General features: G+C 64.2%; 26 protein-coding genes and 1 pseudogene. 18 read left to right on the forward strand and 9 right to left on the reverse strand.

The window, feature by feature from the left end:
• Positions 1–157 precede the first annotated feature (157 nt).
• The 3 genes from MAF45_RS06085 to MAF45_RS06095 all read right to left on the reverse strand — a co-directional run bounded on the left by MAF45_RS06085 (position 158) and on the right by MAF45_RS06095 (position 2,137).
• Positions 158–763 carry a histidine phosphatase family protein gene (locus tag MAF45_RS06085; RefSeq protein WP_237978668.1) on the reverse strand — a complete coding sequence of 202 codons (606 nt, stop codon included), beginning with the start codon at positions 761–763 and terminating at the stop codon, positions 158–160.
• Positions 764–781: 18 nt separating this feature from the next.
• Positions 782–1,405, reverse strand: coding sequence for a histidine phosphatase family protein (locus MAF45_RS06090; protein ID WP_237978669.1), 624 nt, complete (start codon positions 1,403–1,405; stop codon positions 782–784).
• Positions 1,406–1,513: 108 nt separating this feature from the next.
• Positions 1,514–2,137, reverse strand: a complete 624-nt coding sequence (locus tag MAF45_RS06095; protein ID WP_237978670.1) for a LysE family translocator — start codon at positions 2,135–2,137, stop codon at positions 1,514–1,516.
• Between the two features lie 129 nt (positions 2,138–2,266).
• On the opposite strand from MAF45_RS06095, the gene MAF45_RS06100 reads away from it, so the two are divergent.
• From MAF45_RS06100 to MAF45_RS06170, 15 genes are read left to right on the forward strand one after another with little or no spacing between them, the layout of a single operon-like run.
• The gene (locus MAF45_RS06100; protein ID WP_237978671.1) at positions 2,267–3,343 is read left to right on the forward strand and encodes a methyltransferase; all 1,077 of its coding nucleotides are present in this window, start codon (positions 2,267–2,269) and stop codon (positions 3,341–3,343) included.
• On the forward strand, positions 3,340–4,038 hold the full coding sequence (locus MAF45_RS06105; RefSeq protein WP_237978672.1) for a beta-ketoacyl synthase chain length factor: 699 nt from the start codon (positions 3,340–3,342) through the stop codon (positions 4,036–4,038). The genes MAF45_RS06100 and MAF45_RS06105 overlap by 4 nt, the downstream gene beginning before the upstream one ends.
• Positions 4,035–4,832: a lysophospholipid acyltransferase family protein gene (locus MAF45_RS06110; RefSeq protein WP_237978673.1), complete on the forward strand. Its 798-nt coding sequence runs from the start codon at positions 4,035–4,037 to the stop codon at positions 4,830–4,832. Before MAF45_RS06105 ends, MAF45_RS06110 begins: the two co-directional genes overlap by 4 nt.
• A gap of 23 nt (positions 4,833–4,855) precedes the next feature.
• Positions 4,856–5,128 carry a phosphopantetheine-binding protein gene (locus MAF45_RS06115; protein ID WP_237978674.1) on the forward strand — a complete coding sequence of 91 codons (273 nt, stop codon included), beginning with the start codon at positions 4,856–4,858 and terminating at the stop codon, positions 5,126–5,128.
• Between the two features lie 10 nt (positions 5,129–5,138).
• Positions 5,139–5,414: an acyl carrier protein gene (locus MAF45_RS06120; RefSeq protein ID WP_237978675.1), complete on the forward strand. Its 276-nt coding sequence runs from the start codon at positions 5,139–5,141 to the stop codon at positions 5,412–5,414.
• Positions 5,404–5,988 carry a COG4648 family protein gene (locus tag MAF45_RS06125; RefSeq protein ID WP_237978676.1) on the forward strand — a complete coding sequence of 195 codons (585 nt, stop codon included), beginning with the start codon at positions 5,404–5,406 and terminating at the stop codon, positions 5,986–5,988. The genes MAF45_RS06120 and MAF45_RS06125 overlap by 11 nt, the downstream gene beginning before the upstream one ends.
• Positions 5,969–7,264: an AMP-binding protein gene (locus MAF45_RS06130; protein WP_237978677.1), complete on the forward strand. Its 1,296-nt coding sequence runs from the start codon at positions 5,969–5,971 to the stop codon at positions 7,262–7,264. Before MAF45_RS06125 ends, MAF45_RS06130 begins: the two co-directional genes overlap by 20 nt.
• Positions 7,261–7,641: an ApeI family dehydratase gene (locus MAF45_RS06135; protein ID WP_237978678.1), complete on the forward strand. Its 381-nt coding sequence runs from the start codon at positions 7,261–7,263 to the stop codon at positions 7,639–7,641. Before MAF45_RS06130 ends, MAF45_RS06135 begins: the two co-directional genes overlap by 4 nt.
• On the forward strand, positions 7,638–9,386 hold the full coding sequence (locus tag MAF45_RS06140; RefSeq protein WP_237978679.1) for a glycosyltransferase family 2 protein: 1,749 nt from the start codon (positions 7,638–7,640) through the stop codon (positions 9,384–9,386). Before MAF45_RS06135 ends, MAF45_RS06140 begins: the two co-directional genes overlap by 4 nt.
• A 32-nt stretch (positions 9,387–9,418) precedes the next feature.
• Positions 9,419–10,003 carry an outer membrane lipoprotein carrier protein LolA gene (locus MAF45_RS06145; protein WP_237978680.1) on the forward strand — a complete coding sequence of 195 codons (585 nt, stop codon included), beginning with the start codon at positions 9,419–9,421 and terminating at the stop codon, positions 10,001–10,003.
• A complete protein-coding gene (locus tag MAF45_RS06150) occupies positions 9,972–12,329 on the forward strand; it encodes an MMPL family transporter (protein WP_237978681.1) in 2,358 nt (785 codons plus the stop codon). The genes MAF45_RS06145 and MAF45_RS06150 overlap by 32 nt, the downstream gene beginning before the upstream one ends.
• Before the next feature lie 5 nt (positions 12,330–12,334).
• Complete coding sequence (locus tag MAF45_RS06155; protein ID WP_237978710.1) at positions 12,335–13,504, forward strand: beta-ketoacyl synthase N-terminal-like domain-containing protein; 1,170 nt, start codon at positions 12,335–12,337, stop codon at positions 13,502–13,504.
• Positions 13,497–14,003 carry a hotdog family protein gene (locus MAF45_RS06160; RefSeq protein ID WP_237978682.1) on the forward strand — a complete coding sequence of 169 codons (507 nt, stop codon included), beginning with the start codon at positions 13,497–13,499 and terminating at the stop codon, positions 14,001–14,003. The genes MAF45_RS06155 and MAF45_RS06160 overlap by 8 nt, the downstream gene beginning before the upstream one ends.
• The gene (locus tag MAF45_RS06165; protein ID WP_237978683.1) at positions 14,000–14,740 is read left to right on the forward strand and encodes a 3-ketoacyl-ACP reductase FabG2; all 741 of its coding nucleotides are present in this window, start codon (positions 14,000–14,002) and stop codon (positions 14,738–14,740) included. Before MAF45_RS06160 ends, MAF45_RS06165 begins: the two co-directional genes overlap by 4 nt.
• Positions 14,737–15,969: a beta-ketoacyl-ACP synthase gene (locus tag MAF45_RS06170; RefSeq protein WP_237978684.1), complete on the forward strand. Its 1,233-nt coding sequence runs from the start codon at positions 14,737–14,739 to the stop codon at positions 15,967–15,969. Before MAF45_RS06165 ends, MAF45_RS06170 begins: the two co-directional genes overlap by 4 nt.
• 13 nt (positions 15,970–15,982) lie before the next feature.
• Here MAF45_RS06170 and MAF45_RS06175 read toward each other — a convergent pair whose 3' ends face one another.
• From MAF45_RS06175 to MAF45_RS06185, 3 genes are all read right to left on the reverse strand, one after another.
• A complete protein-coding gene (locus MAF45_RS06175) occupies positions 15,983–16,249 on the reverse strand; it encodes a heavy-metal-associated domain-containing protein (protein WP_237978685.1) in 267 nt (88 codons plus the stop codon).
• Between the two features lie 90 nt (positions 16,250–16,339).
• Positions 16,340–17,179 carry an L-dopachrome tautomerase-related protein gene (locus tag MAF45_RS06180; protein ID WP_237978686.1) on the reverse strand — a complete coding sequence of 280 codons (840 nt, stop codon included), beginning with the start codon at positions 17,177–17,179 and terminating at the stop codon, positions 16,340–16,342.
• 294 nt (positions 17,180–17,473) lie between these two features.
• Positions 17,474–18,124: a YczE/YyaS/YitT family protein gene (locus MAF45_RS06185; RefSeq protein WP_237978687.1), complete on the reverse strand. Its 651-nt coding sequence runs from the start codon at positions 18,122–18,124 to the stop codon at positions 17,474–17,476.
• Between the two features lie 253 nt (positions 18,125–18,377).
• Between MAF45_RS06185 and MAF45_RS06190 the strand changes: the two genes are divergently transcribed.
• Positions 18,378–18,839, forward strand: coding sequence for a helix-turn-helix domain-containing protein (locus MAF45_RS06190; RefSeq protein ID WP_237978688.1), 462 nt, complete (start codon positions 18,378–18,380; stop codon positions 18,837–18,839).
• Here MAF45_RS06190 and MAF45_RS06195 read toward each other — a convergent pair.
• Positions 18,836–19,297: a hypothetical protein gene (locus tag MAF45_RS06195; protein ID WP_237978689.1), complete on the reverse strand. Its 462-nt coding sequence runs from the start codon at positions 19,295–19,297 to the stop codon at positions 18,836–18,838. The genes MAF45_RS06190 and MAF45_RS06195 overlap by 4 nt on opposite strands.
• Positions 19,298–19,478: 181 nt before the next feature.
• On the opposite strand from MAF45_RS06195, the gene MAF45_RS06200 reads away from it, so the two are divergent.
• Positions 19,479–20,681 carry a M20 metallopeptidase family protein gene (locus MAF45_RS06200; RefSeq protein ID WP_237978690.1) on the forward strand — a complete coding sequence of 401 codons (1,203 nt, stop codon included), beginning with the start codon at positions 19,479–19,481 and terminating at the stop codon, positions 20,679–20,681.
• A 610-nt stretch (positions 20,682–21,291) separates the two neighbouring features.
• Here MAF45_RS06200 and MAF45_RS11300 read toward each other — a convergent pair.
• Positions 21,292–21,498: pseudogene (locus MAF45_RS11300) on the reverse strand (aldo/keto reductase); the annotation flags it as partial.
• A gap of 65 nt (positions 21,499–21,563) precedes the next feature.
• On the opposite strand from MAF45_RS11300, the gene MAF45_RS06205 reads away from it, so the two are divergent.
• The gene (locus tag MAF45_RS06205; RefSeq protein ID WP_237978691.1) at positions 21,564–21,788 is read left to right on the forward strand and encodes a hypothetical protein; all 225 of its coding nucleotides are present in this window, start codon (positions 21,564–21,566) and stop codon (positions 21,786–21,788) included.
• Between the two features lie 257 nt (positions 21,789–22,045).
• Here MAF45_RS06205 and MAF45_RS06210 read toward each other — a convergent pair whose 3' ends face one another.
• A complete protein-coding gene (locus MAF45_RS06210) occupies positions 22,046–26,659 on the reverse strand; it encodes an autotransporter outer membrane beta-barrel domain-containing protein (protein WP_237978692.1) in 4,614 nt (1,537 codons plus the stop codon).
• Between the last annotated feature and the right edge of the window lie 54 nt (positions 26,660–26,713).

Below are 26,713 nucleotides of genomic sequence, written 5' to 3' on the forward strand. Positions count from 1 at the left end.
CCAGAGAAGATCCTGCGGGAGAACAGGATCTTCGAAGACGAGGCCGCCGGCGTAGCAGCGGAGAAGCAAGAGGCGGCTTCGATATTCCAAGAAGGAATAACGATATTATGCGCCTTGTTTCGCAAAAAGGAAAGGGCGGGGCCGGCCGCAGGACCCGTCAGTAAAAAATCCGGCCCCAGTCCACGATCCGTACTCTGCCGCCGCACACCTCGAGGACGGACAGGGCGCAGTTTTTCATGGAGAGCTCCTGGAAGCGCGAGGCCGGCCGCCCCATGAGCAGGGTGAGAAGGATGCGGGTGACGGAGCCGTGCGCGGCGACGAAAACCCGCCCGGCGCTGCCTTCAAGGGGGAGGATGGAGCGTTCAAGAACGCCCCTGATGCGCTTCGCGGCCTGCTCGAGCGACTCGCCCCCCGGCGAGGGGCGGAATGAGGCGGGCTGGTGAAACCAGAGATAGAGCGGGTCGGCGGGGTCGCTGCGCGCTCGGCGCATGTCCCGTCCGTCGTAAGAGCCGAAGTTCACCTCGTGCAGATCATCGAGCACCTGCAGTTCGGGACCGCGCCCCTGTAGCACGATGTGGGCGGTTTCGCGGGCGCGTGAGAGCGGCGAGCTGAAGGCCCGGTCAAACGCCACGCCCGAGATCGCGGCCGCGGTCTCGCGAGCCTGCCTGCGGCCCTCGTCGTCGAGCGGAATGTCCGCGCAGCCCTGGATCTTTCCGAGGCGGTTCCAGGCTGTCTCCCCGTGTCTGAGCCAGTAAACGAGCATGGGCCCCTCCCTGCGCCTTCAGATCAGCCAGTGGCCTACTTTTTCGTCCATTTCGGCGATGGTGAGCTTTCCGCCCTCAAGCTTCAGGCGGGCGATCGAGCAGTTTCCGACCGGCAGCTTCCAGAAATCCTCGTACTGGAACCCTCCCGCGAGCGTGAGGATTTCCCTCACGATGATGCCGTGGGCCACAATGAGGACGGTGCGCACCGAGGGGTCGCTCTCAAGAGGCTCCAGCGTGGATTTTTTGAAGGAGTCGAAGCGCGCGGCCACAAAAGAGAGCTCTTCGCCCCCGAACGGGGGTTTGTAGAGATCCGGGCGCACGAACATCCCGTGCAGGGGATTCTCGGGATTGGTCCGTGCGTCGCCGTAGGGTTCGCCTTCAAGCGGCCCGAAGCCCATTTCGCGCAGCCTCGGATCGGGCTCGACTGCGGGACCGCGGCCGCCGAGGACGATCTCGGCGGTTTCTGCCGCGCGGTCGAGGTCCGAGCAGAAGGCCCGGTCGAAGCGCACGCCCGCGAGCCTCGCGGCCAGCCTGCGGGCCTGCTCGCGGCCCTGTTCGTTCAGCGAGATGTCGGCCCAGCCCTGCAGTTTCATCTCCCGGTTCCAGTCGGTTTCGCCGTGGCGTGTGAGATAAATGTCCATTGAAAAAGCCCTTTGCGGTTTGAGAACGCGCCCTGCGGGCACGGGCGCCGCCTGCGTCCCGTCCCTGGGCCGCTTATTTTAAATCCGGGGCCGCTGCGCGGCCTGAGTTCAGCCGTGGACCGCCATGAGCCCGAGACCGATCGCGATGAAAATACTGCCGAAGATGCGGTTGGCAACGAGGATGTTGCGGCTGCTGCGCAGCTTCTTCGACAGCAGTTCGGCCACCAGCGTCACCCCGGTCATCACGCACAGGTCGGTGAAGCCGCAGGTGAGCCCCATCTGCGCATACTGCAGCAGGATCGGGGCGTCGGTGTTGAGGAAAGGCGTGAGAAGAGACAGAAAGAAGACCAGCCCCTTCGGATTGGTGAGGTTGACGAGAAGCCCCCGGCGCCAGAGCTGGAAGGCAGTCACGGTTCCGTCGGCGCCGCCTTTGATCACGACGGTCTGAGGCTTCGCCCTCCAGAGCGAAATGCCCAGCCAGACCAGATAGGCGCATCCGGCGAAGCGAATGATCTGGAAAAGCAGGGGGGACGCGGCCAGCACCGCTCCGATGCCCACCCCGACGATCATGATGAGGAGGAACACCCCACAGGACAGTCCGAGGGTTTGCGCGATGCAGCGCCGCCAGCCGTAGCTTACCGCGGCAGAAAGAGAGGCGATCTGCGCGGGCCCGGGCGACAGGCTCATGCCCCAGCAGAGCGCGAAGAAAGACAGCCAGGTCTCAAAATGCATCGGAAAGCACGAGGAAGAAAAGACGAAGACTCTGAATTGAGCGACACTATAGCACCGGCGCGGATCCTGGCCCTGTCTCCGCGCCGCGGTTTTCGGACAGGGCCGGGCCTGAAGAAAAGGGGGCAGGGCATGAAGCCGCAGAGGAAGGAAAAAAGCGCTTTTGAGGCGAAGGTCGACGCGCAGCGCCTCGCCTGCGCACCGTTTGAGTTCCAGGCGGCGGTTGCCATGAGGGATCTCGGACTGCTTGAGGCGCTTGACTCGTGCGGCGACAAAGGAGCGGCTGAGGAAGACCTGAGGGCTGCCGCGGGGCTTTCGGAGTACGGCGCCCGGGTGCTTCTCGAGGCGGCGCGGTCCGCGGGCCTCATCGAGCAGGAGGACGGCCGCTGGAGGCTCACCAAGACCGGCTGGTTCCTTCAAAACGACGAGCTCACGCGCGCTAATTTTGATTTTGCGGCCGATGTCTGCTACACGGGACTTTCGCGCCTTGGCGATTCGCTGAGGAGCGGGCGCCCTGAGGGGCTTGCGGCGCTCGGCCTGCACTCGAAGACGGTCTACCCGGGGCTTGGCGCGCTGCCCGAGCCGGCCCGCTCGAGCTGGTTCCGCTATGACCATTTCTTCTCCGACGCAGCCTTTCAGGATGCGCTTCCTCACGTTTTGAAGCGCCATCCCGGCCTGCTCTACGACGTGGGCGGAAACACCGGCATCTGGTCCATTCTCTGCTGCCGCAGCGACCCGCAGCTGCGCTGCGTTGTGATTGACCTGCCGCAGCAGTGCCGGATGGTGCGCGAGAATGCGGCACGGGCGGGGCTTTCCGGGCGCATCGGCACTTTCGAGGCGGATCTTCTGGCCTCCCCCGGGCTGCCGGGAGAGGCGGACCTCTGGTGGATGAGCCAGTTTCTTGACTGCTTTTCCGCGGAGGAAGCATGCCGGATTCTGCGCAGCATCGCCCGCTCCATGAAAAAAGAGGCGAGGATTCTCGTGCTGGAGCCTTTGCTGGACCATCAGCCCTTCGAAGCCGGTCGGCGCTGCCTTGCCGACTATTCGCTTTATTTCACGGCGATCGCAAACGGGACGAGCCGCTTTTATTCCCAGGAGGAGCTCCAGGCGATTGCCTCCGGGGCCGGGCTTGAGCTTGAGTCCGTCGTCCAGGGACTGGGGCTCGGGCACACCCTGCTCACGTTCAGGAAATCGGGAGGCCGTTCATGAAGCCTCTGACTTTTGCACTTCGCAGCTGGAGCGCCGCAGCTCCCGGCGCCATGACGGGCCAGGACGGCCCGGGTCCCTTCGCCTCCCGCTTCAGGCCGGCCTGCCGCCTCCGACCCCTTGCGGCGCGAAGGCTCTCGGCCGGCGCGCGGCTTGCCGTCGAGTGCGCCCTTGCGGCCGCAGGGGGCTCTGCCCCGGGCTTTGCGGTTTTCGCCAGCCGCAGCGCGGAGCTGCCGCGCTGCGAGAAAATTCTCTCCTGTCTTGCGGGGGACGAGGATCCCTCGCCTACCGACTTCATGATGTCGGTACACAATGCGGCGGCGGGTTTTTTCTCCATCGAGGCTCACTGCCGGGTCCCTCATTCTTCGGTGGCGGCCGGGGAGGAGACTTTCTCCGCGGCGCTCTTTGAGGCTGCCGCGGCGCTTGGGACGGGGGCGGGCAGCGTTCTCGCGGTTTTTTATGAGAACGATCCGCCGCCGGTTATCGGCCGCTGTTTTTTAATCGCGCCTCCGCCCGGCCCCTGGGCCGTGGCTCTGATGCTCTCCCCGGGCGGGGAGCTGTGCGCGGAGCCCTCGGCCGCTGCCTGGGCGGCGGCTGCGCAGGAGCCCGCTCTGCAGCTTCTTTCCGGGTTTGCCTCGGGCGTGCAGGGCTTCGAAGTCCGCGAGCCGCGACGGCTCTGGCGCTGGAGCAGAACATGACTTCGGCGCGGCTTAAGCTTCCCCGCAGGCCCCGGGACTCCTTCGCGGCGCTTCAGCTGCGAAGGATCGCGACCGGTTTCGGGTGGGCGGTCTTCGGCCTGGGAGGACTGCTGCTTTCTCTCACCTGGTTTCGGTGGCTGTGCTGGTCGGAGCCCGACGCGCAGAGGCGGATGATGCGGGCGAGGCGCACGATCGGCGCCTCCTTCAGGCTCTACCTTCGGCTGCTGCGGAGGCTTCGCGTGCTCGATCTCGACACTTCGGAGTTGCGCGCACTGCCGCGCAGCAGGGGCGCGGTGATTGTCTCCAATCACCCGACGCTGCTCGACTACGTCTTCATAGCTTCCGAGATGCCCGAGACGGACTGCATCGTGAAGGAAGCGCTTGCACATAATTTCTTCCTCAAGGGCGTCGTGTGCGCCGCGGGTTATCTCTACAATTCCGAGGACCCGGAGCGGCTGCTGCAGGAATGCGAGGAAAGGCTTCGCGCGGGCGGCACGGTCCTTGTTTTTCCGGAGGGGACCCGCACCAGGCCCGGCGCTGTCATGAAGTTCCGGCGCGGAGCCGCGCAGATCGCGCTTCGAAGCGGAGGGCTGATCCAGGCGATTAATATACAATGCTCGGAAAGCTGGCTCGCCAAGGGGGAGCCCTGGTACCGAATTCCCTCCTCAAGGCCGGTCATCAGGCTCGTGCCCGCGGGCACAATCGATCCCCGGCGCTGCTGGGACGGCAGCCCCGACTCGATCCCGGCTGCGGCCCGTGCGCTCACCCTGGAGATTGCGAGGCGGCTGTCCTGATCTATATCCCAAGGCAACGGCACATGACGGATAACGTTGAAAATCAGCTGAAATCGCTCATCGTTGAATCGCTTAATCTTGAAGGCGTCCAGCCCGAGGACATCGAAGACGAGGCCCCGCTTTTTTCCGAAGAGGGACTGGGGCTGGATTCAATCGATGCGCTGGAGCTCGGCATGGCGATCAAGAAAAAATTCGGGGTCGCCATCGGGGGCGAAACCGAGGAGAACCGGAGCCGCTTCCGTTCGGTCTCGACGCTGGCCGACTACATCCGCTCCCAGCAGAGCTTGAAGAGGTGAAAGACATATCATGGAAAAGTTGAGCCGGGACGAACTCTACCGCGAGCTGCTCGAGGTCCTCGAGAAATTTTTCGAAGTGGATCCCTCGACGGTCAAGCCTGAAACGAAGCTCTTCGAAGACCTTGACCTCGATTCCATCGACGCTGTGGACATGGTCGTGCAGATGCAGAAGAAAACCGGGCGCCGCTTCCAGCCTGATGACTTCCGTCAGGTGAAGACGGTCTCAGACGTGCTCGACGTGCTGGAGCGGCTGCAGAAGGACGCGCCGGCTGAGGATGCCCGCTGAATCCCGCGCCCGGGTCCTGCGGGCTGCCTCGGCGGCTTTGTCTGCGCTGTGGCCCCTTGCGGTGCTGGCCGGGCTCGCCCTCGGGGCTCTTTTCTGGGTGTTTGCCCTGGGGCTCGTGCTTTTTGGCGTCCGGGCCGCGCTGGAGCTTCGCTCCGGCCGCAGAGGCGTCTCTGCGGCCGCTGTCTCCGGTGCGGGCGCCGCGGTCTGCGCGGCCGGGCTTTTTTTTGCGAGGGACGCTGCGGCGCTCTGGTACCCGGTTGTCGTGAACGCGGTTCTTTTCTTGGTCTTCAGCTCTTCGCTTATCCGCGGCATGCCGGTGGCGGAGCGGTTCGCGCGGATCGCCTCCGGAAAACCGCTTCCCGCCGCGGCGGTCCGCTACTGCCGCAGGGTGACGCTCGTCTGGTGCTTTTTTTTCATCCTGAACGGAGCGGTGGCGCTCCTTACGGTTCTCTCGGGCAGCCTGCGCTGGTGGGGGCTCTGGAATGGCTGCCTCAGCTACCTCTTCATGGGCACGCTCATGGCTTCAGAGTACCTGGTGCGAAGGAGGCTGCAGCATGCCGCTGCCGTTCAATGACTGGCTGAGGGCGGGGGATCCTTCGCGTCCGCTGTTTCTCAAAAAGGGCGGGGCGGTCACGGTCCGGATGCTCGCCGCGGAGGCGGCCCGCAGGCTCGCGCTTGTGGAGAGGACGGGCTGGGAGCGCATTGCCGTTCAAAGCCAGGGGGCAGCGGATTTTCTCGCCTCCTTCGCCGCGATTCTCTGCGCGGGCCGCACGCCGGTCCTGCCCGGCAGCAGACGGCCGGACGACGCGGCGCTTGGCGGCTCGGCCGACGCTGTTCTGGGCCGCGGCCCCCGCGGGAGCCTTCCCCGGATCGATCCGGCCGACTCCCTTGCCGCAGGTCTGTCCGTGCTTCCGCCAGTGCCTCCCGAGGCCGGTTTCGTCCTTTACACTTCAGGTTCGAGCGGCACCCCCAAGGAGGTCCGAAAAAGCGTTGGGCAGATGGACCGCGAGGCGGAAATCACCTCCGCGCTTTTCGCTTCGAGGCTGGAGGGGCTGGTCTTCGCCGGCACCGTGGATCCGCTCCACATGTACGGGCTTTCTTTTCTGATATGGCTGCCGATGGCGCTCGGACTGCCCGTGCTGGCGCGCAGGCTTGAGGTGCCTGAAGACCTTGCGGGCCTCACCTTTCCCTCCGCCCTCGTCACGACTCCTACTTTCCTTCACTATCTGGAGCCCGCGCCCGAAGGCCCTGACATCCGCTTTCTGCTCACCGCCGGCGGCCCGCTTTCCGCCGGGGATGCGGGCAGGGCCCGCAGCAGCCTCGGCCTCTGGGCCGATGAAATCTACGGCAGTACGGAGCTCGGCGCCATTGCCTCAAGGCGCTCCTGCGATTCGCCGGGGCTGGCGCGCCTTCTGCCGGGCATCGCCTTTGCCGACGCGGCGCGGGCGATCATTTCGACCCCGCTTGTCCCCGAAGGCCGGGCGCAGCTCGACGATCTGATTGAACCCCTCGGGGGTTCTTCCTTCAGGCTTCTCGGGCGGCGCGATCAGATCGTCAAGGTGGCCGAGCACAGGGTGAGCCTCGGAGAGGTTGAAAGGGCAGTGCAGCTCGACGGGCGGGAAGTCCGGGCTCTGCTGGTCGTTCGAAACGGCAGGGCCGCCATCGGACTTGTGGTCTCGGGCTATCCCGCAGGGCCCCTGCCTGGCGCGACAGCGGCTGCGCTGCGGCGCAGGCTTCTAGCCCGGCTGCCGCTTCCTGCCGTCCCCAGGTTCTTCCGGGGCTGTCCGAGGCTGCCCCGCAACGCGCAGGGCAAGGTGGAAAGGGAGCGTTTACTGGAGCTTTTCAAATGACAGAAGCAGAGCGTTGGCCCGAGGTGATCGAGCCGCCCCGCAGCGGCCCTTCCGGCGAGCTGGCCGTCGTGCTGAGGCTGCAGCCCGGGCTTTTATGGTTCCAGGGGCATTTCCCGGTTCAGCCGATCGCGCCCGGCTTTGCCCAGATTGAATGGGTGCTTTACTACGCCGGCGCCCAGGCCCGGGGGCTGAGGCTGTCCGAAGTGGGAATGATCAAGTTCACCCGCCCCCTTTATCCCGGCGAGCGGGTGTGCCTGAGGCTGCGCCGCGAGCCTGCCGGCCGGGGCGAGCTCGTGAAATTTTCCTTTGCTGCTCTGACGGCCCGGGGCGAAGTGCCCTGCAGCCGCGGCAGGCTTGCGCTGTGCGGGGCTTCATGATGAAGGAGGCTTCGGAGTTCAGGCCTGCCGTGCTGATCCCCTGCTACAACCATGGCGCGACGCTGGGGCGGGTGCTGGAGAAGGTCTCGCGGCTGGAGCTGCCCTGCCTTGTCGTCGATGACGGCAGCGACGGGGAGAACCGCCGCCTGATTGACGAGGCGGTCGCAGCCAGGCCTTTTTGCTCGCTTGAGCGACGCGCCGCCAACGGCGGCAAGGGGGCGGCCGTCATGCAGGGGGTGGAGGCGCTCGCTGTGCGGGGCTACACCCACGTGCTGCAGGTTGACGCCGACCTTCAGCACAATCTGGCCGACGCGCCGCTGCTTCTCGAGCGCGCCAGGCGCCGTCCCGAGGCACTCGTCTCGGGACTGCCCGTCTACGACGAGAGTGCTCCGCTCGGACGGCGCATCGGCCGGGCGATCACGCAGTTCTGGGTGAGGCTCGAGACGCTGTCCACAGACATTCGCGACAGCATGTGCGGCTTTCGCGTTTACCCGGTCTCCGCCTTCATGCGGGTGATCCGTGCGGGCCGCCCGGGCGGCCGCATGGACTTCGATATTGAAATCCTCGTGCGGCTGCACTGGGCCGGCGTCCCGATGGAGTTCGTGCCGACGCGGGTCGTCTACCCTGAAGGCGGCGTCTCGCACTTCGATTACCTCAGGGACAACCTTCGCATTTCCGCCATGCACACGAAGCTCATGCTGGAGGCCCCGGCTCACTGGCTGTCCAGGCTGAGGGGCAGCCGCAGGGCCTCAGGCGGCTGGGAGGTCCAGCCGGAGCGGCACGGGGCGCCGGGGATCCGGATACTGCTTTGGATTTACCGGCGCTTCGGCCGGGGCGTTTTTCGCGCAGTGCTGCGCCCGGTCGTTTTCTTTTACTGGGCCACCGGGACGGAGGGCCGGCGGGAAAGCGGCCGCTATCTGCGGCTTGTCCGCGGCTTTGCGGCTGCCCGCGGCGTCATGAGCTCCCCGTGCGAGCCGCTCACGAGTTACAGGCATTTCCTGCATTTCGGCGAGGCGCTTCTAGACCGGATCCTCGCCTGGAACGGCGAATTCAGCCTGAGCCGCGACATCGTGCTCGATCAAGGCGCGGACCGTGCGCTTGCCGTCCGCGGGGGCGCGAGGGGAAAGCTTCTCCTCACTTCCCACTACGGGGTTCCGGAAGTCTGCCGGGCGCTTGCGTGGCGCGACGCGGGCACGCCGGTCACCGTCGTGCTCTTCGAGGGAAACGCGCAGGCGTTTCGAAAAGAGCTTGAAAAGGAGGCCGGGCTCTCGAGGCTCACGGTCATTTCGGCCGCGGACTTCGGCCTGGGAACGGCCGCCGAGCTCGAAAGCCGGATCCGCCGCGGCGAGTGGGTGGCCATGGCGGCCGACCGACTCCCGGCCGGGGCCGCCCGCGCAAGGAAGGAGCGCTTCATCCGCGTGCCGTTTCTCGGCCGTCCCGCCTGCTTCCCGGCCGGGCCCTACATTCTCGCCTCGCTCCTCGACTGCGAGGTGGACACGCTCTTTGCCTGCCGGGAGGGAAATCGGTTCCGGGTTTCCTGTGCTAAATTGGCCGACAGGGTTTCGCTGCCCAGGCTGGAGCGCGAACAGGCCCTGAAGCGGTTCGCCGAAGCTTTTGCCTCAAGGCTTGAAGAGCAGGTGCTCAGGCAGCCGCTCGAGTGGTTCAACTTTTACGATTTCTGGGCGGAACCGCGCCGGAAGTCCCCGGAGCCGATGAGAGATCTTGGACGACCACTTCAAAAATGATCACAAGAAGGCTGTTTTTATTATCTTTTCTGATGTGCAACCCGCTCCTCTGCCGCGCAGAGGAGCTCACGCTGGAAAGTCTTTCAAGGCGGCTTTCGGGCGTGCGCACCCTTACGGCTGACTTCACCCAGAACCGGCGCCTGCGGGCGGCGGCCCGGCCCCTTGTTTCGAGGGGCCGGGTGGCCGTGGTGCAGGGTGCGGGCGTGCTCTGGGATCAGGCCTCGCCCTTCGTGACGCGCACGACGGTCACCAGGCAGAAAATCACGATCGAGCTCGAGGGCGGCCGCACCGAAGTGGTCACCTCGAAGTCCAACCCCCGGGCCTTTGCCTTTGCAAGCCTCATGCAGTCCGTCCTTTCCGGGGATGCTTCGGCCTTCAAAAGCCAGTTTGACGTGAAGAACCTCAAAGAGCGTCCGGGCGGCCGCTGGGAGCTCTCGCTCGCGGCGCGGGCCGAGCCCCTGTCGAGAATGTTCTCCCTGGTCAGGATCTCGGGCCGCGAGGCCGTCGAGTCGCTGGAGCTCAGGTCGGCTGCGAAGGAAGTGACGCGCATTGACTTCAGGTCCCTGGTTCTCAACGAGGCACCCGATGAAACGGTCCGACGTCGTCTCGGTCTTTAAGGCGGCCGCGGCAAAGCTGCGGACGAACTCGGGCGCGGCCTGGGGCTGGGCGGGCGTTGTTTTCGTTCTCTTTGCCTTTCTTCTGATCGCGCTTCCCCGGGTTCCGGTCTCCTCAGACGTGATGGAGCTGATCCCGGAGCCCGCCGCGGGGCAGGTCTCGCGCGCGGAAATCCGATCTCTGGCCTCTAAAATGGGCCGGCAGGTCATTTTCGCCGTATCCGGCCCGGAAGCCGCGGCCGAAGATTTTTCAAACCGGCTCTCGAAGCTGCCCGGCTTTTCATCTTTCAGCGGGCGGCTTGATCCGGTGCGCACCCGCGACTCTGCGCGCTTCCTTTTTGAGCATAGGGCCGCGTTCCTGTCGCAGCAGACCCGTTCGAGGCTCGAGGAGGGGGGCGGCGCGCAGGCCGCATGGGTGCTTTCGCAGCTCTATGCGCCGCTGGCGGGCGTGTCCTCCTCGGAGCTCACCCGCGATCCGCTTCTTCTCATGCGCACTTCGAACCTGATCGACCGGGGCGAAGGGGGGGTGCGCAACAGCGGCGGGTGGCTCACCGGAAACGATTCCGAAGGGCGGAGCTGGAGAATCCTGCACGCCGAAGTGGATCCTGCGTTTACCGGGGCCTCGGAGCTGAGCAGCCTCGTCGGCTCGATCAAGGAGGCCGAGCGGCAGACCCGGGCGCTTTTCCCCGGGGCTCGCTTTGCCGCTTCGGGGGCCGTCTTTTATTCGGATTACGCGGGCAGCAGCGCGCGGCACGATGTCTCCAAGCTCGGGCTGATTTCGCTCGCGCTGCTTCTGGTGCTTCTCATCGCGGCCTTCCGCTCAGTCCTGCCGCTCGCGCTGTGCCTGGCTTCCATCGCGGTCGGCGCTGCGGCCGGCGCTGCAGCGACCATCCTGGTCTTCGGGAAGATCCATCTTCTCACGCTCGTGATGAGCCTCTCGCTCATCGGCATTTCCGCGGACTACACGACGCACTACTTCACCGCCCGCATGAAGGCCGGGGCCGGCGTTTCGATCTATGAGACGGCCCGCGGACTGAGGCCCCTCCTGCTGCAGGCTCTGGCGACCACTTGCGCGGCCTATGCGGCGTTTCTGTTCTCGCCTTTCCCCGGCCTGCGCCAGCTCGGCATTTTCAGCGTGGCCGGGCTCTGCGCCTCCTTTGTCACCGTCATGGTCTGGTACCCGGGGCTCACGAGGCGCTTCAGGAGCCGGAGCCTCCCCTTCACAGGGGCGCTCCAGCGCTACATCGGGCTCTGGCGTGGCGGCCGCCTGTTCCCCTGGGCGGTTCTCGCGCTGCTCGCGCTTTTCTCGGTCTCGGGGATCATTCTGGCCGGAACCGATGACGACATCGGCGCCCTGCAGAGTTCGCCCCCCGGCCTTCGGGCCCAGGAGCAGGTGATCGCCTCGATCACGGGCCGGGACACGAGCCAGCGCTGGTTCATCGTACAGGGCAGTACGCCCGACGAGGCGCTCGACCGCAAGGATCTCCTGCAGGCCGGGCTCGTTCAGCTGCGCGCCAAGGGGCTGATCGAGGGGGCCACGGTGGTGCCGCTGCACTCGCTTCGCGCGCAGCGCGAGGATGCGGCGCTCATTGAACGGGCGATGCCAGAGGTGAAGCGCCGCCTCGCGCAAGCCGGGATTTCGGTCCGGACAGGCGAGCGGCTGCATCCGCTGGAGCTGCGGACCTGGCTGCGCGACTACCTGAGCCGCAGCTGGTCGGGCCTCATCGAGGGAGGCGTGGGCCGCACCGCCATTCTGGTGCCTGTGCAGGCGGGAAGAAACGCGAAAGCCGATGAGGCGCTCGCTGCACTTGCCGGTTCGGTGCCGGGATGCGCCTGGGTGGACCGAAGGAGCGATTTTTCGCAGCTTTTCGGCGAGGTCCGCAAGAGCGTGACCGTGACGCTTGCGGCCGCAGGCACCGCGATCATCCTCGCCTACGGCTTTGCCTGCGGCCCGCTGCGGGCCCTGGGGCTGCTGATTCCCTGCGCGCTGTCGATCGCTTCGGGAATCGCGGCCCTCGGCTGGGCAGGCCTACCGGTGAACATCTTCTCGCTCTTCGCGCTCATCCTGATCCTGGGCATCGGAATCGACTACTCGCTTTTCTTCGGCTCGAGGCAGCGCGATTCGGAAGCGACGCTTTTCGCCGTTGTGACCGCGATGCTCACGACGGTAGCCTCACTGGGGATTCTTGTCTTCAGCAGGACCGCGGCCGTCGCGAACTTCGGGCTCGCGCTTACGACCGGGGTATTTGCGGCATTTCTCGCCTCGCCTGTGACGCTGGCCCTTGAGGCGGTGCTCCAAAGGCGCAGGCGGCAGGGGAGGCGGCCTTGATCTATGTGAACGCCGTGTCCGCCCTGAGCAGCCTCGGCTGCGGACCGGACGAAACTCTGGCAAACCTCGCTCTCGGGCGCGCTCCCGGCATGCGCCTGACGGAGGGGTTCCTCACCCGGGGGCGCGCCGTCTGGCTCGGGCACTTCACGAAGCCGCTGCCGCCGATGCCCGAGGGATTTCCCCGCGAGGAAAGCCGCAACAACAGGGCTCTCCGGGCCGCCTGGGAGGGCTGCCCGGACTTCGCCCGGTTGCTTCGCTCCACGCCGCGCGACGGCGTTGCGGTGGTGCTGGGCACGAGTACGTCGGGGTCGGATGAAGCCGACCGCTACGTGAGTTCGGTCGTCAGGGCGAGGCCCGGAGAGCAGCGCCGCCCGTTTGCCGCGGAATGCCAGGAGCTTGGCGACCCCTCGAGGTTTCTCTCGGCGTGGCTCGGCACCGAGGGACCGGCCTATACGGTTTCAACGGCCTGCACGAGCAGCATCCGCGCCGTGATCAGCGGCGCGAAGCTGATCGAGTCCGGGCTTGTGCAGGCGGCGATCGTGGGCGGAGCCGACACCCTGGCGAGGCTGCCGGTCAACGGCTTTTCTTCGCTCGGGGCGCTCTCGCCCAGGCTCTGTGCCCCGTTTTCTGCCGGACGGGACGGCATCACGATCGGCGAGGGCGCGGCGCTGCTGTGGCTCTCTCGCGAGCCGTCCCCCGTGGCGCTTCTGGGGTTCGGAGAGAGTTCCGACGCCCACCACATGACGGCGCCGGACCCGGCCGGCTCGGGCGCCTGCGAAGCGATGCACAGCGCGCTGGAGAGCGCGGGTCTGAGCGGGCGGGACCTCTCCTACGTGAACCTTCACGGCACCGGAACGCCGCTCAATGACGCCATGGAGGCCGCGGCGACATTCAAAGCGGTGGGAGATGCGCCGCTGTGCAGCTCGACCAAGCCCCTGACGGGACACACGCTGGGTGCCGCGGGAGCGCTCGAAGCGGTGCTTGCGGTGCTTTTGTCATCCCGGGGCGGCCTCATTCCCGGACAGTTCGCGCCGGGGCGGGTGCGCGATCCGGAGCTGGCCGGAATCAGGCTTCCTCTTCGTCCCCAGAGGGTGGAGCCCGGCCCCGTGCTCACTTCCAATTTCGCCTTCGGAGGCAGCAACGCCTCCCTTCTTTTCGGAGCGGCTGATGGCTGAAACAGAAAAAGGCCTTCCCTTCGGTGCGCTGTCCCTGTACCTTCCGCAGCGGCCGCCGATGCTCGTTCTCGACCGTGTTGAAAGCATCACGGAAGACTCGGCCCGCTGCAGTGCGGAGGCCGGCGCCTCCGGGCCGCTTGAAATTTTTGCGGACGAGGCGGGGCGGCTGCCCCTCACTCTTTTCATCGAGCTCATGGCCCAGACGGCCGGCGTCTGGGCGGGCTATTGGCGGCGGCAGGAGAACGAGCGCCTGCCCGAGCAGCAGCGCGACGCGCCCCTGGGGCTGTTGCTGAGCGTGCGCGGACTCGAAGTGCGCGCGGCTGAAATCCCTCGCCGCGGCCGCCTCGAGGTTAAAATGAGCAAACTTTTCTACGAGGGGCCGCTGGGCTCCTTCGAGGGTTCGGTCCTCTGCGGCGGCAGGCTCCTCGCCTGCGGGCGCGTGAGTGTCTGCCAGCCCCGGAACTTCGAGCTTACTGAGCTACTGGATAAGGCAGCATGATTCATTCTTCCCGCACTTTTCTTGTGACCGGCGCAAGCGGCGGCATCGGGCGCGCCTGTGCACTCGAACTTGCCGCCCGGGGCTTTCCCGTCGTGCTTCACTGCCGCAGCGGAAGGGACCGCGCTGAGGAGGCGGCCGATCAGATCCGCTGCTCCGGCGGCTCGGCCCGGGTCCTCTCGTTTGACGTCGCCGATGGACCCGCATCCCGCCGTGCCCTCGAAGCCGACATCGCCTCGCACGGCGCCTACTGGGGTATTGCGGCCTGCGCGGGCATCGCCCGCGACGCGGCCTTTCCGGCTTTGAGCCCCGAGGACTGGAAAAGCGTCATCGACACCGACCTCAATTCCTTCTACAACGTGATCCAGCCCTGCGTCATGCCGATGCTCGGGCTTCGCGACGGCGGCCGGATCATTGCCATCACCTCGGTCTCAGGCCTGATGGGCAACCGCGGCCAGGTGAACTACAGCGCCGCGAAGGCTGGTCTCATCGGCGCGGTGAAGGCGCTTGCCGTGGAGCTCGGAAAGCGCCGGGTCACGGTCAATGCCGTTGCCCCGGGGCTCATCGACACCGGGATGGTCCGCATGGAGCCTGCAGCGCTCGAGGCGGCGAAGTCGATGATTCCGCTTCGCCGGATGGGCCGGCCCGAGGAAGTGGCCTCATTGGTCGCATTTCTGGCGGGCGAGGGCGCGGCCTACATCACCCGGCAGGTGATTTCGGTGAACGGAGGCCTGCTGTGACGCCGCGCCGTGTTGTGGTGACGGGGGGTTCGGCGATCACCGCCTTCGGCAGCGCCTGGGCGGAGATCAAGCCGCGGCTTCAGGCCGGGCGCAACGCCGTCCGTGTGATGGAGGACTGGGGGCAGTTCAAGGGACTCAACTGCCGGCTGGGGGCCCCGGTTGAGAATTTCACTCTGCCCGAGTACTACACGAGGAAGAAAACCCGCTCGATGGGGCGGGTGGCGCAGCTGGCGACCCGCTCGGCCGAACTCGCTCTGGCCGAGGCCGGACTTTCCGGCGATCCCGTGCTCGGCAGCGGCCGCACGGGCGTCGCCTACGGCTCCTGCGTAGGCTGCACCAAAAGCATCATGGAGTTCGGCACGATGCTCTCCGAGCACAGCACCGCCTCCATCACGGGCACGAGCTACGTGCGGCTTATGCCGCACACCACGGCGGTGAACATCAGCCTCTTTTTCGGCCTGCGCGGAAGGGTCATCCCCACCTCGAGCGCGTGCACCTCGGGCAGCCAGGCGATCGGCTACGCCTGGGAGGCGGTCCGCTACGGGCTGCAGGACGTCATGGTGGCCGGCGGCTCCGAGGAGCTCACGCCGGCCCACGCGGCGGCCTTTGACACGCTGTTTGCGGCCAGCGTTAAAAATGACACGCCGGAGCTTACTCCGGCGCCTTTTGACAAACACCGCGACGGGCTTGTGATTGGGGAGGGCGCGGGGACTCTGATCCTCGAGTCGCTCGATCATGCGAAGGCGCACGGCGCCCGGATCTGGGGCGAGATCACGGGCTTTGCGACCAACTGCGACGCAAGCCACGTGACCAACCCCAACTCGGAGACGATGCGGATCTGCATGCAGCAGGCGCTCGAGTCCGCGGGCATCGCCCCTTCAGCGGTGGGCTACATCAACGGCCACGGCACCGGCACAGTGCAGGGCGACCGCTCCGAGAGCCTCGCCACAGCCGCCTTGTTCGGTAGCCGAGTCCCGTTTTCAACCCTGAAGGGGTATTTCGGCCACACGCTGGGCGCCTGCGGCGGGATCGAGGCCTGGCTCACGCTGCGCATGATGAACGACCGGTGGTTCGCCCCCACAGTCAACCTGCGCGAGCCGGATCCGGAGTGCGGCGAGCTCGATTACATCATCGGGCAGGGGCGTGAGATCGACCCCGAATACGCCGTCTCGAACAACTTCGCCTTCGGAGGGGTGAACACTTCCCTCGTCTTCAGGCGCTGGGCCTGAAGAGGCTGTCCGTTCACCCGAAAAGCTTCGCGAAGAACCCTTTTTTCGGTTTTTCCTCTTCTTGGGCGAAGGTGGTCATCTCGTAACCGGTTCCGTCCAGAGCCTTTCTGAAGTCGCTTTCCGGAATCGGCTTTTCGGTGAGGACTTCGCAGCACTCTTTTTTCCGGTTCGCCCGAACTTTGCTGCAGTCCTCGCCCAGATTTTCCCTGATCGCCCCGGCCACGTGCGCCTCGCACATCGGGCAGACCATGCCCTTCACTCCAAGGATCGTTTTGTACATGAGGATTATTCTCCAGGAACATCACAAAGATGTGAGGATGATAATCGTTTTTATTAACAGCGGGGAGAAAGGCGGCTCCCGGCGGGCGCCTCAGGGGGCGGGGGTGAGGCGAAAGAGCCTGTAGGGCCTGCGGCGGGCGACAGGGATGTCTTTCTGCGATTCGGTGAACCAGATGCGGCCCCGGGCGTCGAGCGCGAAGTCGTCCGCCCAGTGGAAGCGCGTGGGGTACTCCAGCGTGCGGGCCCGGCGCGAGGCGAGGCTGTAGGCGAGCAGCTTCGAGTTCTGGAGGTCTCCCATGTAGATCATGCCCCTGCGCACGACCATGCCGGCGGAAGGATGGATGTTGTCCGCGATCGTGCGGATCTTGCGGCGCCGCTGCTCGGAGGTGAGCCGCCCGTCGGCGAGGCACTCGGTCGGGATGCCGAAGATTCGCGTTTCGATCAGGGGCGTGAAATAGAGCGATCGGCCGTCTTCCGACAGGGTGACGCCGTCGATGTGGGGCGAGGCCGGCACCACGTTGCCGGCGGGCATGGCCACAAAGCGGGCGTTGGCCCGGGTCTCAGGCGTCCTGCGGTCGAGCGCGAGCCAGCCGCGGTCCGTCTTCAGGTCGATCACGATCAGCCCGCCGGCGCCCGCGTCGGAAATGTAGGCGCAGTGCCGCGCGGTATCAATCCTGAAGTCCGAAAGGTCGCTTTCGTCAACCAGTAGCGAGGGCGGGATCGGATGAACGCTTTTCACCTGATTGCGCCGCAGGTCGATGCAGACGAGTCTCGCTCCGGCCCTGCGCGCTCTCATGCCCTCGAGTTTGCCCGAGTCGAGCGCCCAGAGCCGGTCCTCGGAGTCGACGACAATGCCCGTGACGCTTTTGAAGCTGCTGTTTGCCTCGCGGTCGAGGAAGCGCACCGGCACCCCGCCCTTCAATTCGGCCACGTGGTAGGACGGGAATTCGGAAATCGTCGGAAATCGTCGGAAAGCTTACGAAAACACGATTCGCCTTAGAAACAGCAACCCCGGTCCACTGATAGTCGGAGGTCGTGATGAGCTCGAGCCGGGGCAGGGGCGAGTGCCTGGCCGCACGAACCTCCCGCAGAATGGGGGCGAGTGCTGAAGCAAAAAGGAACTGGCGGCGATTCATGAGGCGGAGCGTGAGCTGTAAATAGTTTTACCTAATAGGATTAACTTAGTTTGAGGTCATTATAAATAGTTGACGGCCGCGGCAGGCGTTCAGCCGTTGCTCTCCCTGAGCCGGCGCAGAGGGGGAAATTTCTGCCAGAGCTTCGCAAAAAGTCCGGTGGTGATCGCCGACAAGACGGTGCCCTCCCGGATTCCCTCCGGGTGTCCCAGAAAGATGAGGCCGATCGCGGCGGCGATGAGCACAAGCGTCCAGTCGTAGACGAACTTCACCCGGGGAAACGGCTTGTGGAAGGCCATTGAGGCCGCGATGACGACGCCGTCGCCCGGCAGGCTCGTCGTGTAGGAGGCCACTTCGAGAACGATTCCGAGAGCGAGCAGGGCGCTCCCGGCTGTATTCTGCACAAGTCGTGCTCCGTAGGCCTCAGGCGTCACAAATGAAAGAACCCACATCGCCGCGTCGATGAAAAAGCCGAAGACCAGGACGAGCGGCACCTGCAGGAGATTCAGCCGCAGCTTGAAGCGGCTGCCAAGCAGCGCCCACTGGACGAAGAAAAAGATGACGTTCATTGCGATCGTGAGCTCGCCGAAGCTGTAGGGCGTGACGAAGGTGAGCGAATACGGCACGGAGGAAAGCGGCGTGGTTCCAATGCCGGCCTGGGTCGCCATGGCTATTCCGGAGGCTACGCAGGCCATGCCGCAGAAAAGCGCCACCCATCTCGAAAGGGCTTTATTCCCCATCATATTTTTTAAATTCACCGGAAAGAGATTTTTTAATCAGCAAAGCGTCCATTTTACAAACATTTAGGTATTACTTACGGTTTTTCGGCCCTTTGACTGCTGTCAATAGGCCTATAAGTTACTTACTTTTAAGTAGAGACTTTCTCTATAATCATGGTGATTCTTACGAATCTTTACATATCATTGCACCCGTTAACTCCTCTTCGGAGCTTGCTTGAGAATGGTAGAAACAGCGTCTGCACAAGGGGAGTCGCCTTTGCAAATCAACAGGACCGCTCAAATACTGGGGCTGCGGATCCGCAGCAACAGGCAGTCGATGCACCTTACTTTTGCAAGGATGTCCCTGAAAGCCGGAATTTCAAAGGCAGCTCTGGAAAAAGTGGAGCGCGGGGACACGGACGCACCGCTCAGCTTTTACCTGAAGGCTGTCTGGAGAATCGACGGGTTTGCCACCTGCAGCGGATTTCTGAGCCCCGAAGGCCTCAAGGAGCGCGGCCGCTCTCCGGTGGACCAGTTGATGAGGCTGTGCGGGCAAAGGGTTGCGCAGAAGCGCACGAGCCTGGGCCTGACCCTTCAGGAGCTTTCTGCAAAATGCGGCGTGCCGCAGGAAGAGCTCATGAAAATCGAGTGGGGAAGCAGCTGGGGCACTTTTGCCGATTACAGCCGCCTGTTTGAAGCCCTGGGCGAGCCCGGGCTGCTGCCAGGACTGCTCCGCTAGGCTTCATCCTTCCCCTGGTTACCGCCATTTAAGCGCCTTAACGCGGCCAGCGCCAGAGGCGAGGCAAAGCAAACCTCGCGCCTGTCATGGCGCCTCCGGTTCGCAATCCTCAGCGTGAGGGTTCCCGGCCCTTCGGGAATCTTCCGGTCGAGCTGTCCCGCTGCATCGGCCGCGAGTTCCGCGACGTTTCGAAACCGGCCCCAGAGCCTGCGCGGCAGCAGCGCCGATTCATCGACCTGCTCGTCCGCGGCCAGTCCGTACTGTGCGCTGATGAAGCGCGAGAACTCTGGGCGGATCCGCTCGATCGAATCGAGCTCAGTTGCAAAAAGGCGGTGTTCGCATCCCTCACGTTCCGGTTTTCCGCAAAACGGGCAGTAGACCCGCAGGAGCTGGTAGGCGTCTTCGCCGAGCGTCACCGTCCCCGGGCGCGTTTCCGCTGGATTTTCTCTGTTGTCCATGAATTGAATTCCTGACAGGAGCCCCGGGCATTGTAGCCCCCGGGCCTTCGGTTCGTGAGCGGAGGCCCGGCCCGCGTGAGAAAGAAAGAGCGCTGTTTCCCGCGCGCACCTCCGTCTGGCGTCTTCGGCGCCGGGCCGCATGATTAGAATCCCAGTATTCTGCAAAAGGAGGAGACTAAGCATGTCCATACTGGTTAAACCCGCGGAGCTTCAGGAAGACGCCCGCGTCTGTGCGGAAATCCGCCATCAGATCCACCGTGAGCCGGAAGTGGGTCTGAATCTGCCGCATACGGCGGAGAAAATTGTCGAAGCGCTGAAGGCTTTCGGCGTGGACGAGATTGCAACCCATGTCGGCGGCCCGGATGTGACGGGCATCGTGGCGCTCGTGCGTGGAAACTGCCCGGGTCGAACGATCGGTCTCAGGGCTGACTATGACGGGCTGGGGCTCGACGAGATGACCGGCAAGCCCTGGGCGAGCGGCCTGAGAAAGCGTATGCACGCCTGCGGGCACGACGGCCATGTGGCCACGCTGCTGGCCGCGGTGCGCTGGCTGTGCCGCCACAGGGATTTCAAGGGAACGCTTGCCGCCATTTTCCAGCCTGGCGAGGAAGGCTTTGCCGGCGGGCGCCGGATGCTCGAGGACGGTCTTGTCGACCGCTTTGGCATTGAGGAGTTCTACGCCCTGCATTCCGAGCCGCGAGTCGAGCTGGGCAAGGTCGCGCTCATCGAGGGCTACGCCACCGCCAACGCCGACGTCTTTGAAATCACGTTCGAGGGCAGGGGCGGGCACGGTTCCCGGCCTCATCTCGCCCGCGACCCGATCGTGGCGGCCTCCGAAGCCGTGCTCGCCTTCCAGAGCATTGTTTCGCGCAATGTGAACCCGGACGACACGGCCGTGGTGTCGGTCTGCAGCATCCTCTCGGGCACGCCCGAGGCCACGAGCGTTATTCCGCAGACCGCGGTGCTTCGCGGAACCTGCCGCTGCTACAAGCCGGATGTGCAGGACATCATCGAGACGCGCATGAAGACCATCGCCGCGGGCATTGCCGCCGCCTACGAGATGAAGGCCGAGGTGAAATACACCAGGCTTTATCCGGCCATGTACAACAACCCCGAGCGGGTGAGGGAGGCGAAGGCGCTGCTGCAGGGCTCGCTGGGCGAGGAAAATGTGCAGCCCTGGCAGCGCAACGCTGGCGGAGAGGACTTTGCGTTCATGCTCGCGGCGAAGCCCGGCTGCCTTTTCAGGCTCGGCATGAAGGACGAAGACTCTGCGCACGGCGCCGCGCTGCACAGCCAGTGCTTTGACTTCAACGACAAGGCGATTTCCACCGGAGCGAGCGCGCTGCTTACGATCGCCCTGAACCGGATGGCCGCGCAGGGCTGAGACGCCCTTGCTCCGCCTCTCCGGGCCGAGCGGTCCCTTCCGGGGAATGGACTCGCTGGATTTTTAGGCAAAAGAGCCGGCCTGCCGGGCAATTTCTGGCTGTTCCTTTTTCATATGAATTTCCCGTCAAGGTAGTTCACCTCGGCCTGGAACCGCTACGGCAGGGGCACCCGGGTTGTCCTCCTGCCGGAATCGGCATCCGCGCCAGCCCCGCGTCCTGACGGCCGAACAAACAACAGGCTGATTGCCGGACTGATCCAGGATTGGCTTCACGCCAAGGGGCTGGACAGCTGAAGTCTGCCTCCGGCGCGAACCGCCGAGTCAACAGCTGGGCTCCGGGCGCAAAGAGCGCCCGGATGCCGTTCAGGCGATGTCGTAGCGCTTCGCTTCCTGCAGCTACTGTTCTTTTGTAATGCGCCCACGATCTCGTGGGGGCAGTAGGGCTTCTCCAGGTGTCGCTTTCCCAGCTGGGTTGGATATAAGGTGCCCGCCCTCGAGCTGGCGGGCAGGGAATGCGGCTCACGACTTCCTGCTGCCCTATCGGGATCAGCTCCCTGTCGTCTTCGCGGTAGAGCAGGCTGAAGTGGTTCTGAACAGTTGAGAAACTGGTCTAGCCATGCTGCTTGGTGCAGATCTGCATGTTGTGGAACCGGCAGCCGCACATGGCCGAATCGATGATCGCCCGAATCTTTCCGGACTTTACGAGCGTGTCGAGCGCTACCATCGCCTTTTCGATCGGGCGGAGGCAGTCGAAGCGGTGGATCTGGTAGAGATCCAGGCACTCGGTGCTGAGGCGCTTGAGCGTTAGGTTGATTTCGCGGTGTGCGTCTCTTTCGACAGGAAGCCGGGATTGAAGTAGACCTTGGAGGAGATCACCATGTCGTGGCTGCTGACCCCGAGGATTTCAGGCTCCGGCCCGGAAAGGACTCGCTGGTGTCGCTTGAAAAAATGCGGGCGGTATCCAAGAAATTCACGTCGAGACCGAGCGCGCATTTGGCCATTTTTTTCGGTCTGAGGCTGGTCCAACTCCGGAGATGGAACTCGGAGCTCGGACAGCCGCAGCTCATGCACTCTGCGCAGAAGCAGCTCACCCGGATGCCGGTCTGACCCAGATTGATGTATTTCATCGGCTTTTATCCTCAAGAGCGGTCCGGTTCCCGTTTGTCTGCGGGGGCTTGGCCGCAGAGTTGAGGAAAGCTTTGCCGTTCAGGAATGAGTTGATGGGCTTTTGAGCGACCTTCCTCTGCCCGAAAGGACGATTGTTGCCCTTTTTTCTCTTTTTCTGCTGCGAACGGGGAAAAGGCTGCACGGGACCGGAGGGCGTTTCAGAGTGCGAGGCGCCTGACTCCGGTCCCGGGACTGCGCTAGAACTTCCAGCGCACGCCTGCGTTTACCTGCCAGGCGCTACCGTAGCCGCCGCCAAATACTCCTTCGGCATCCGCCCAGAGGAAGGTGCGCCGGCCGAGGTTCACGTTCGCGCCCAAGCCTGCATCGTACCAGGTGGTACTGCCGTCAGAGGAGCGCCGGATAGTTTCCCGACCGTCCAGGCTGGTCGCGCGCATGGCACGGTCGCCCGCGAATTCATGCAGCACATCGCCCTTCAAGTAGAGTGCGCCTGTGCCTAGGCTGCGGCCCGCGCGGAATCCTGCGCGCCCCGCGGCGCTTACCACGCTGCCTTCATCGCCGCGCACGCCGCTGCTGGTTGTGAAGGAGGCTCCGTCAATGACGGAGATCTGGAACTGGGCCTGCGGCTCAATGAAGAAGCCGCCTTTCAGTTCAGCCTTCCGCCCTACCTCAAGGCTTGCGCTGCCGTAGGAATTGTGGAAGCGCGTGTTCAGGGCCTGGCCGCCGGAACTGGCACCCTGCAGCCGGTTGGAGATCACGCCGGCCCGCAGCACCGCGTCGGCATACCATCCGGAAGTGTTCCGCCACGTATCGTAGAAAGATACTCCGTAGCGATAGGCGTCGCCGTCGCCGCGCCTGAAGGTGAGACTGTCGTCCGTGTAGTCGAACGCAAAGCCCAGCGTAACACGGCCGCTTTCAGTGACGCGGTTCACATCGGCCCCGAGCTGAAGCAGCGCGTATTTGTTTTGGACATGCGAGACCGCAGCCTGTCCGTAGCGGGTCCGAACCCACAGTCCGGCCTGAGAGCCCGGAGCGTGAACTGCTTCTCCTTCGCGCTTGTTGAGCCGGTCCATTTCGGTGCCGAGCAGGTATCCGGGCATGCCGTATTCGGAGAGGATTTCGGCGCTGCCGTTGTCCCTGCGGCCGGTCATCCTGAAGAACCAGTCGTTGCCTTGGGCGGAGCTTTCCCGGTCGATGGCGTAGCTGTAGTCGTACAGAGCGCCTTCAAAGGACAGGTTGGTCAGGTTTCGGGCCGAGGTGAAGCTCAGGCCGCTGTCGGCCGCCGTGGCGAAATAAAGCTTGTCACCCTCGGAGAGATCCCTGAAGCTCGATGCGTCGAAGTCGATTTTCTGGCTGCCTTCGGCGCTTCCGCTGAAGTACAGGTAGTCGCTCCGGGCCGAGGGCGAGCGGTTGTTCTTGTTGGAGGCGTCGAGGTCCAGATCGAAAAGGGCGCCGGAACCCCTCAGGGTCTGGTCGACTGTAAGGCTGGAGGCTGCACCCCTGAGGCTGATGGCGGCGGTGCCATCCACGGTGAGCGAGGTCACGTTGCTGTCTGCCGTTACGTTCCAGTAGCTGCCGGTGATGAAGGACAGGTTCGTGGCGGTGTTGCTGTTCGTGGTGAACGCTCTGCCGGAAAAACCAGCGTCCTCGGCAAAGGAGGCCTGCACGGTGCCATTTCTGTGCGCCTCGATCGAGCCCTCGAGCTGAGCGCCCGCTCCGGTAAACTCCAGGTTTACCGCCCCGGAATCCTGTGCGAGCACTTCGCCCGAGAACCGGCCGCCGTGGAACTGGGCCGTCACTTCGGAACCTTCGCCCTGAGAGAGGACGGAGCCGGAAAGAAGAGAGCCAGCGGTGTTGAAGCGGGCCCGGATGACGCCGCCCGATTCGGCTTCAAGGTTGCCACTCACATTGGCGCCGGAGCTTTCCCCGCCGATTTCCACGCCCCCGCCCTTCCGGGCGGCGGCTGTTCCTGAAATCGAAACCAGACCGGCTTTCTCACCGCCGAGGCTGAGAAGGCCGCCGTTTTCAGCCAGCCCTGCGGGTTCTTCGCCCGAGCCCGCGAGGAACACGCTGGCCGCAGTGATCGTAATGTCAGAGCCAAGGGCATGGGCCTGTCCCGTCAGTGAGACGGAGGCTGTCTGTTTCGAACCGACGTGAATGTCGCCATTTTCCGCGAGTACTGTGCCTGTGGCCGCGATCTGATCAGACCCGTCGGTCCCGACGTCAATGACCGAACCGTTCGAGTGCGCCGCATAGGCCTCGCCGTGGTCCGAGAGGACAATGCGACGGCCCTGCACCGAAATGGCGCCGCCGTTCGCGTCAAGCTCACCCGAGACCGAGGCGAGGTCGCGCTGCGCTGATCCCAGATGGATGGGGGCGCCCAGAGCGAGCACGTTGCCGACGATGCTGAGACTGCTGCCTGCGCCATCGGTGCCCGCATCAATGGCGCCGCCGCGTGCGAGAAGGGCCTGATGCGCTCCGTTGGCGTTCAGCTCTAGGGTGCTGCCCTGAACTTGGAGATAGCCGCCGTAGGTCTGGAGGCTTCCCGAAACGGTCGCGCTCTGAGTCTTTTGATCTCCGATCGTGAGACTCGAGCCGTTGGTCTGGCCCGCGGTTTCGCCCGAAACGGTCTCGATGTGAATCGCCCGGCCCAGAGCGTTCAGCGTGCTGCCGTCGGCCAGAAGGCCTCCCGTCACCTTAAGTGATTCGGTCGCGTCAGATCCCAAGCTCACCGCGGCGCCGCCCGCGTGAGCAGCCCACTGTTGTTTTTCCGTAGAAAGCGAAATGTTTCCGCCTCGTATGTCCAGGACTGCGCCCCGGGCGATGACCGCTTGGTCGATTGTCACGCTGCCCGTTTCATCGGTTCCGATGTAGGCGGCTCCTGAGAGGCTTTCTACCGCATAGTCGGTGTCGGAACTGATGCTGAGGGATCCGCCGGAGCGAAGCGTCACGGGACGGCTCGCGGAGACGATCTTGCCTTCGATCTGAATCAATCGGGTGTCCTCGGCTGTTCCAACTGTGATGTCACCGGCGAAAGGCTTGTTTCCGCCGCCCGCTATCAGCGCGATCTCGTTTTTTTGGCCGGCGAGGATGTGGATCGACTCGCCGTAGACATCGACCGTGCCAGCCGAGCCGATGACCGAGCCGTTAAGCGTGACGGAAGATGTCCGGCTGTCTCCGGCCGTTATTTTTCCATCCGGCGATAAAAGGCTGATCCTCGAGTACTCACGCATCGTCCGCTCGGTTCCGCCGTCCACCGTGATCTTGTCTCCGTACAGTTCGATGGAACCACCGTTGGCAGCTGCTACGCCTTTAACTTGCAGCGACTGAGTTTCAGTTTTGGAAGGCAGGTTGCCCAGCCTTAAAGTGTCGGTCCCCGTGGTCGCCAGGGTGGCTTCGTCGTAGGGACTCTGGAGGCTTGTCCTGTTGACTTTGATGTCCAGACCGTTGACTTCGAGCGAAGACTGACCGTCAGAAGTGAGGAGCCGTCCGGTGAGTTCCACCGTCCCGGTCGTGTCGTGTCCGATCGCCACATGGCCGCCCTGTGCGGTGCGCACGGCCTCAGGGGGATACGAGGTGCCTGTCGAGCCGTGCCCGGAAGTGACGGAGCTGCCGTCGATGACAACGGTGCCAGAATCAGCAAAAACGCGTCCTGTGATATTCACAAGGGAATCCTGCCCTCCGATTTCAAGAGTGCTGCCTGAACCGTGAACCTCAACAGAGAGTGCGTTCGACCCGGCAGTGGGGTCGATATCGATTGATGCCCCCTTAATCTTGACGGACGAAGTGGCGTCCGTGGCGGCGTGGACGGCGATGCCTCCATTAATGTTGATTTGCGCGGAGCCACCACCGAGCGTGAGGTCGGTGTCCAGGGCATAAACCGTCGCTTTGTCTCCGGTCAGTCCGGTCAGTGTCACGGAATCGGCGGCATTGATGGCAATCGTGGCACCGATGCCGGAGATCGACTTCGCGCTGAGGCTGCCGCCCTCGAAGGTGAACTTCGTTTTTTTATCCGGTTTGGCCTGAGACCAGTCCGGACCCAGCGGGGCGCTGACTTGGACGGAGCCTTGATAGATATTGAGAGACCGGGCTTCGACCGTAACCGAAGAGCTCTGTCCGTAGGTGTTTTCGACCAGATCGATGCTGCCGCTCGTGAGCTCTACCTTTCCGTTGCGGGCGAAGAGCTTCACTGTGGCGTCGTTGCTGGCGAGAATGCCGAGGTTCGTGACAATGCTGCCATTTTCCGAAACGGCTTCGAAGGAGGAGTGCTCAATGGCGGAGAAGCCTTTCCTGGTAGTTTGCGCTCCCAGAGTCTGGACGATGTCATCCTGAGTCTTGAGCGTAAGGCTGGCGGGCTTCTCCTTTGAGTTTCCGTTCTGGGCGCTGAACTCGATATAGGAGACGAGGCTGCCGCCGGAGGCGAGAGTGATGCTTGAGCCGGCGCCTCCGGCGATAAGCGGCTGGCCTTTTGAGTCTGCGCTGCTGCCCAGCGTCATCGAGGTGCCGGCCCGCGCGTCGAGAGAGGAGCCCCAGCTGCCCGTGATTTGGTTGATCGATATGACAGAGCCCGTGATGTCAGCGCGGCTGTTAGAAAGCCCCAGTTTAGCAATAGAGACGGACTGAGTGGTGCCCGTTCCTATGTGAAACAGACCATTGTTCCAGGCGTTGGCCTCCCCGATCGCGATATCATCTCCCTGGACTGTGACCTCGTGGATCTGAGAAGCCCAGTCATATGAGTCTCCCGTGGAATATATATTCTGGAGGCCAAGGGCCGGCTGGATCGCGGACAAAGATAGTGCGGCGCAGATTACAGCCTGGGTCAGGGGTTGAAACTTGAATAGAGGTGTCTGCATAACGGATTTGTGGATTGACTGATTTAGAAAGCACAACAACACAACCGGCTGCAG

The sequence above is a fragment of the Mesosutterella porci genome (genome assembly GCF_022134585.1).
Lineage (GTDB): Bacteria > Pseudomonadota > Gammaproteobacteria > Burkholderiales > Burkholderiaceae_F > Mesosutterella > Mesosutterella porci.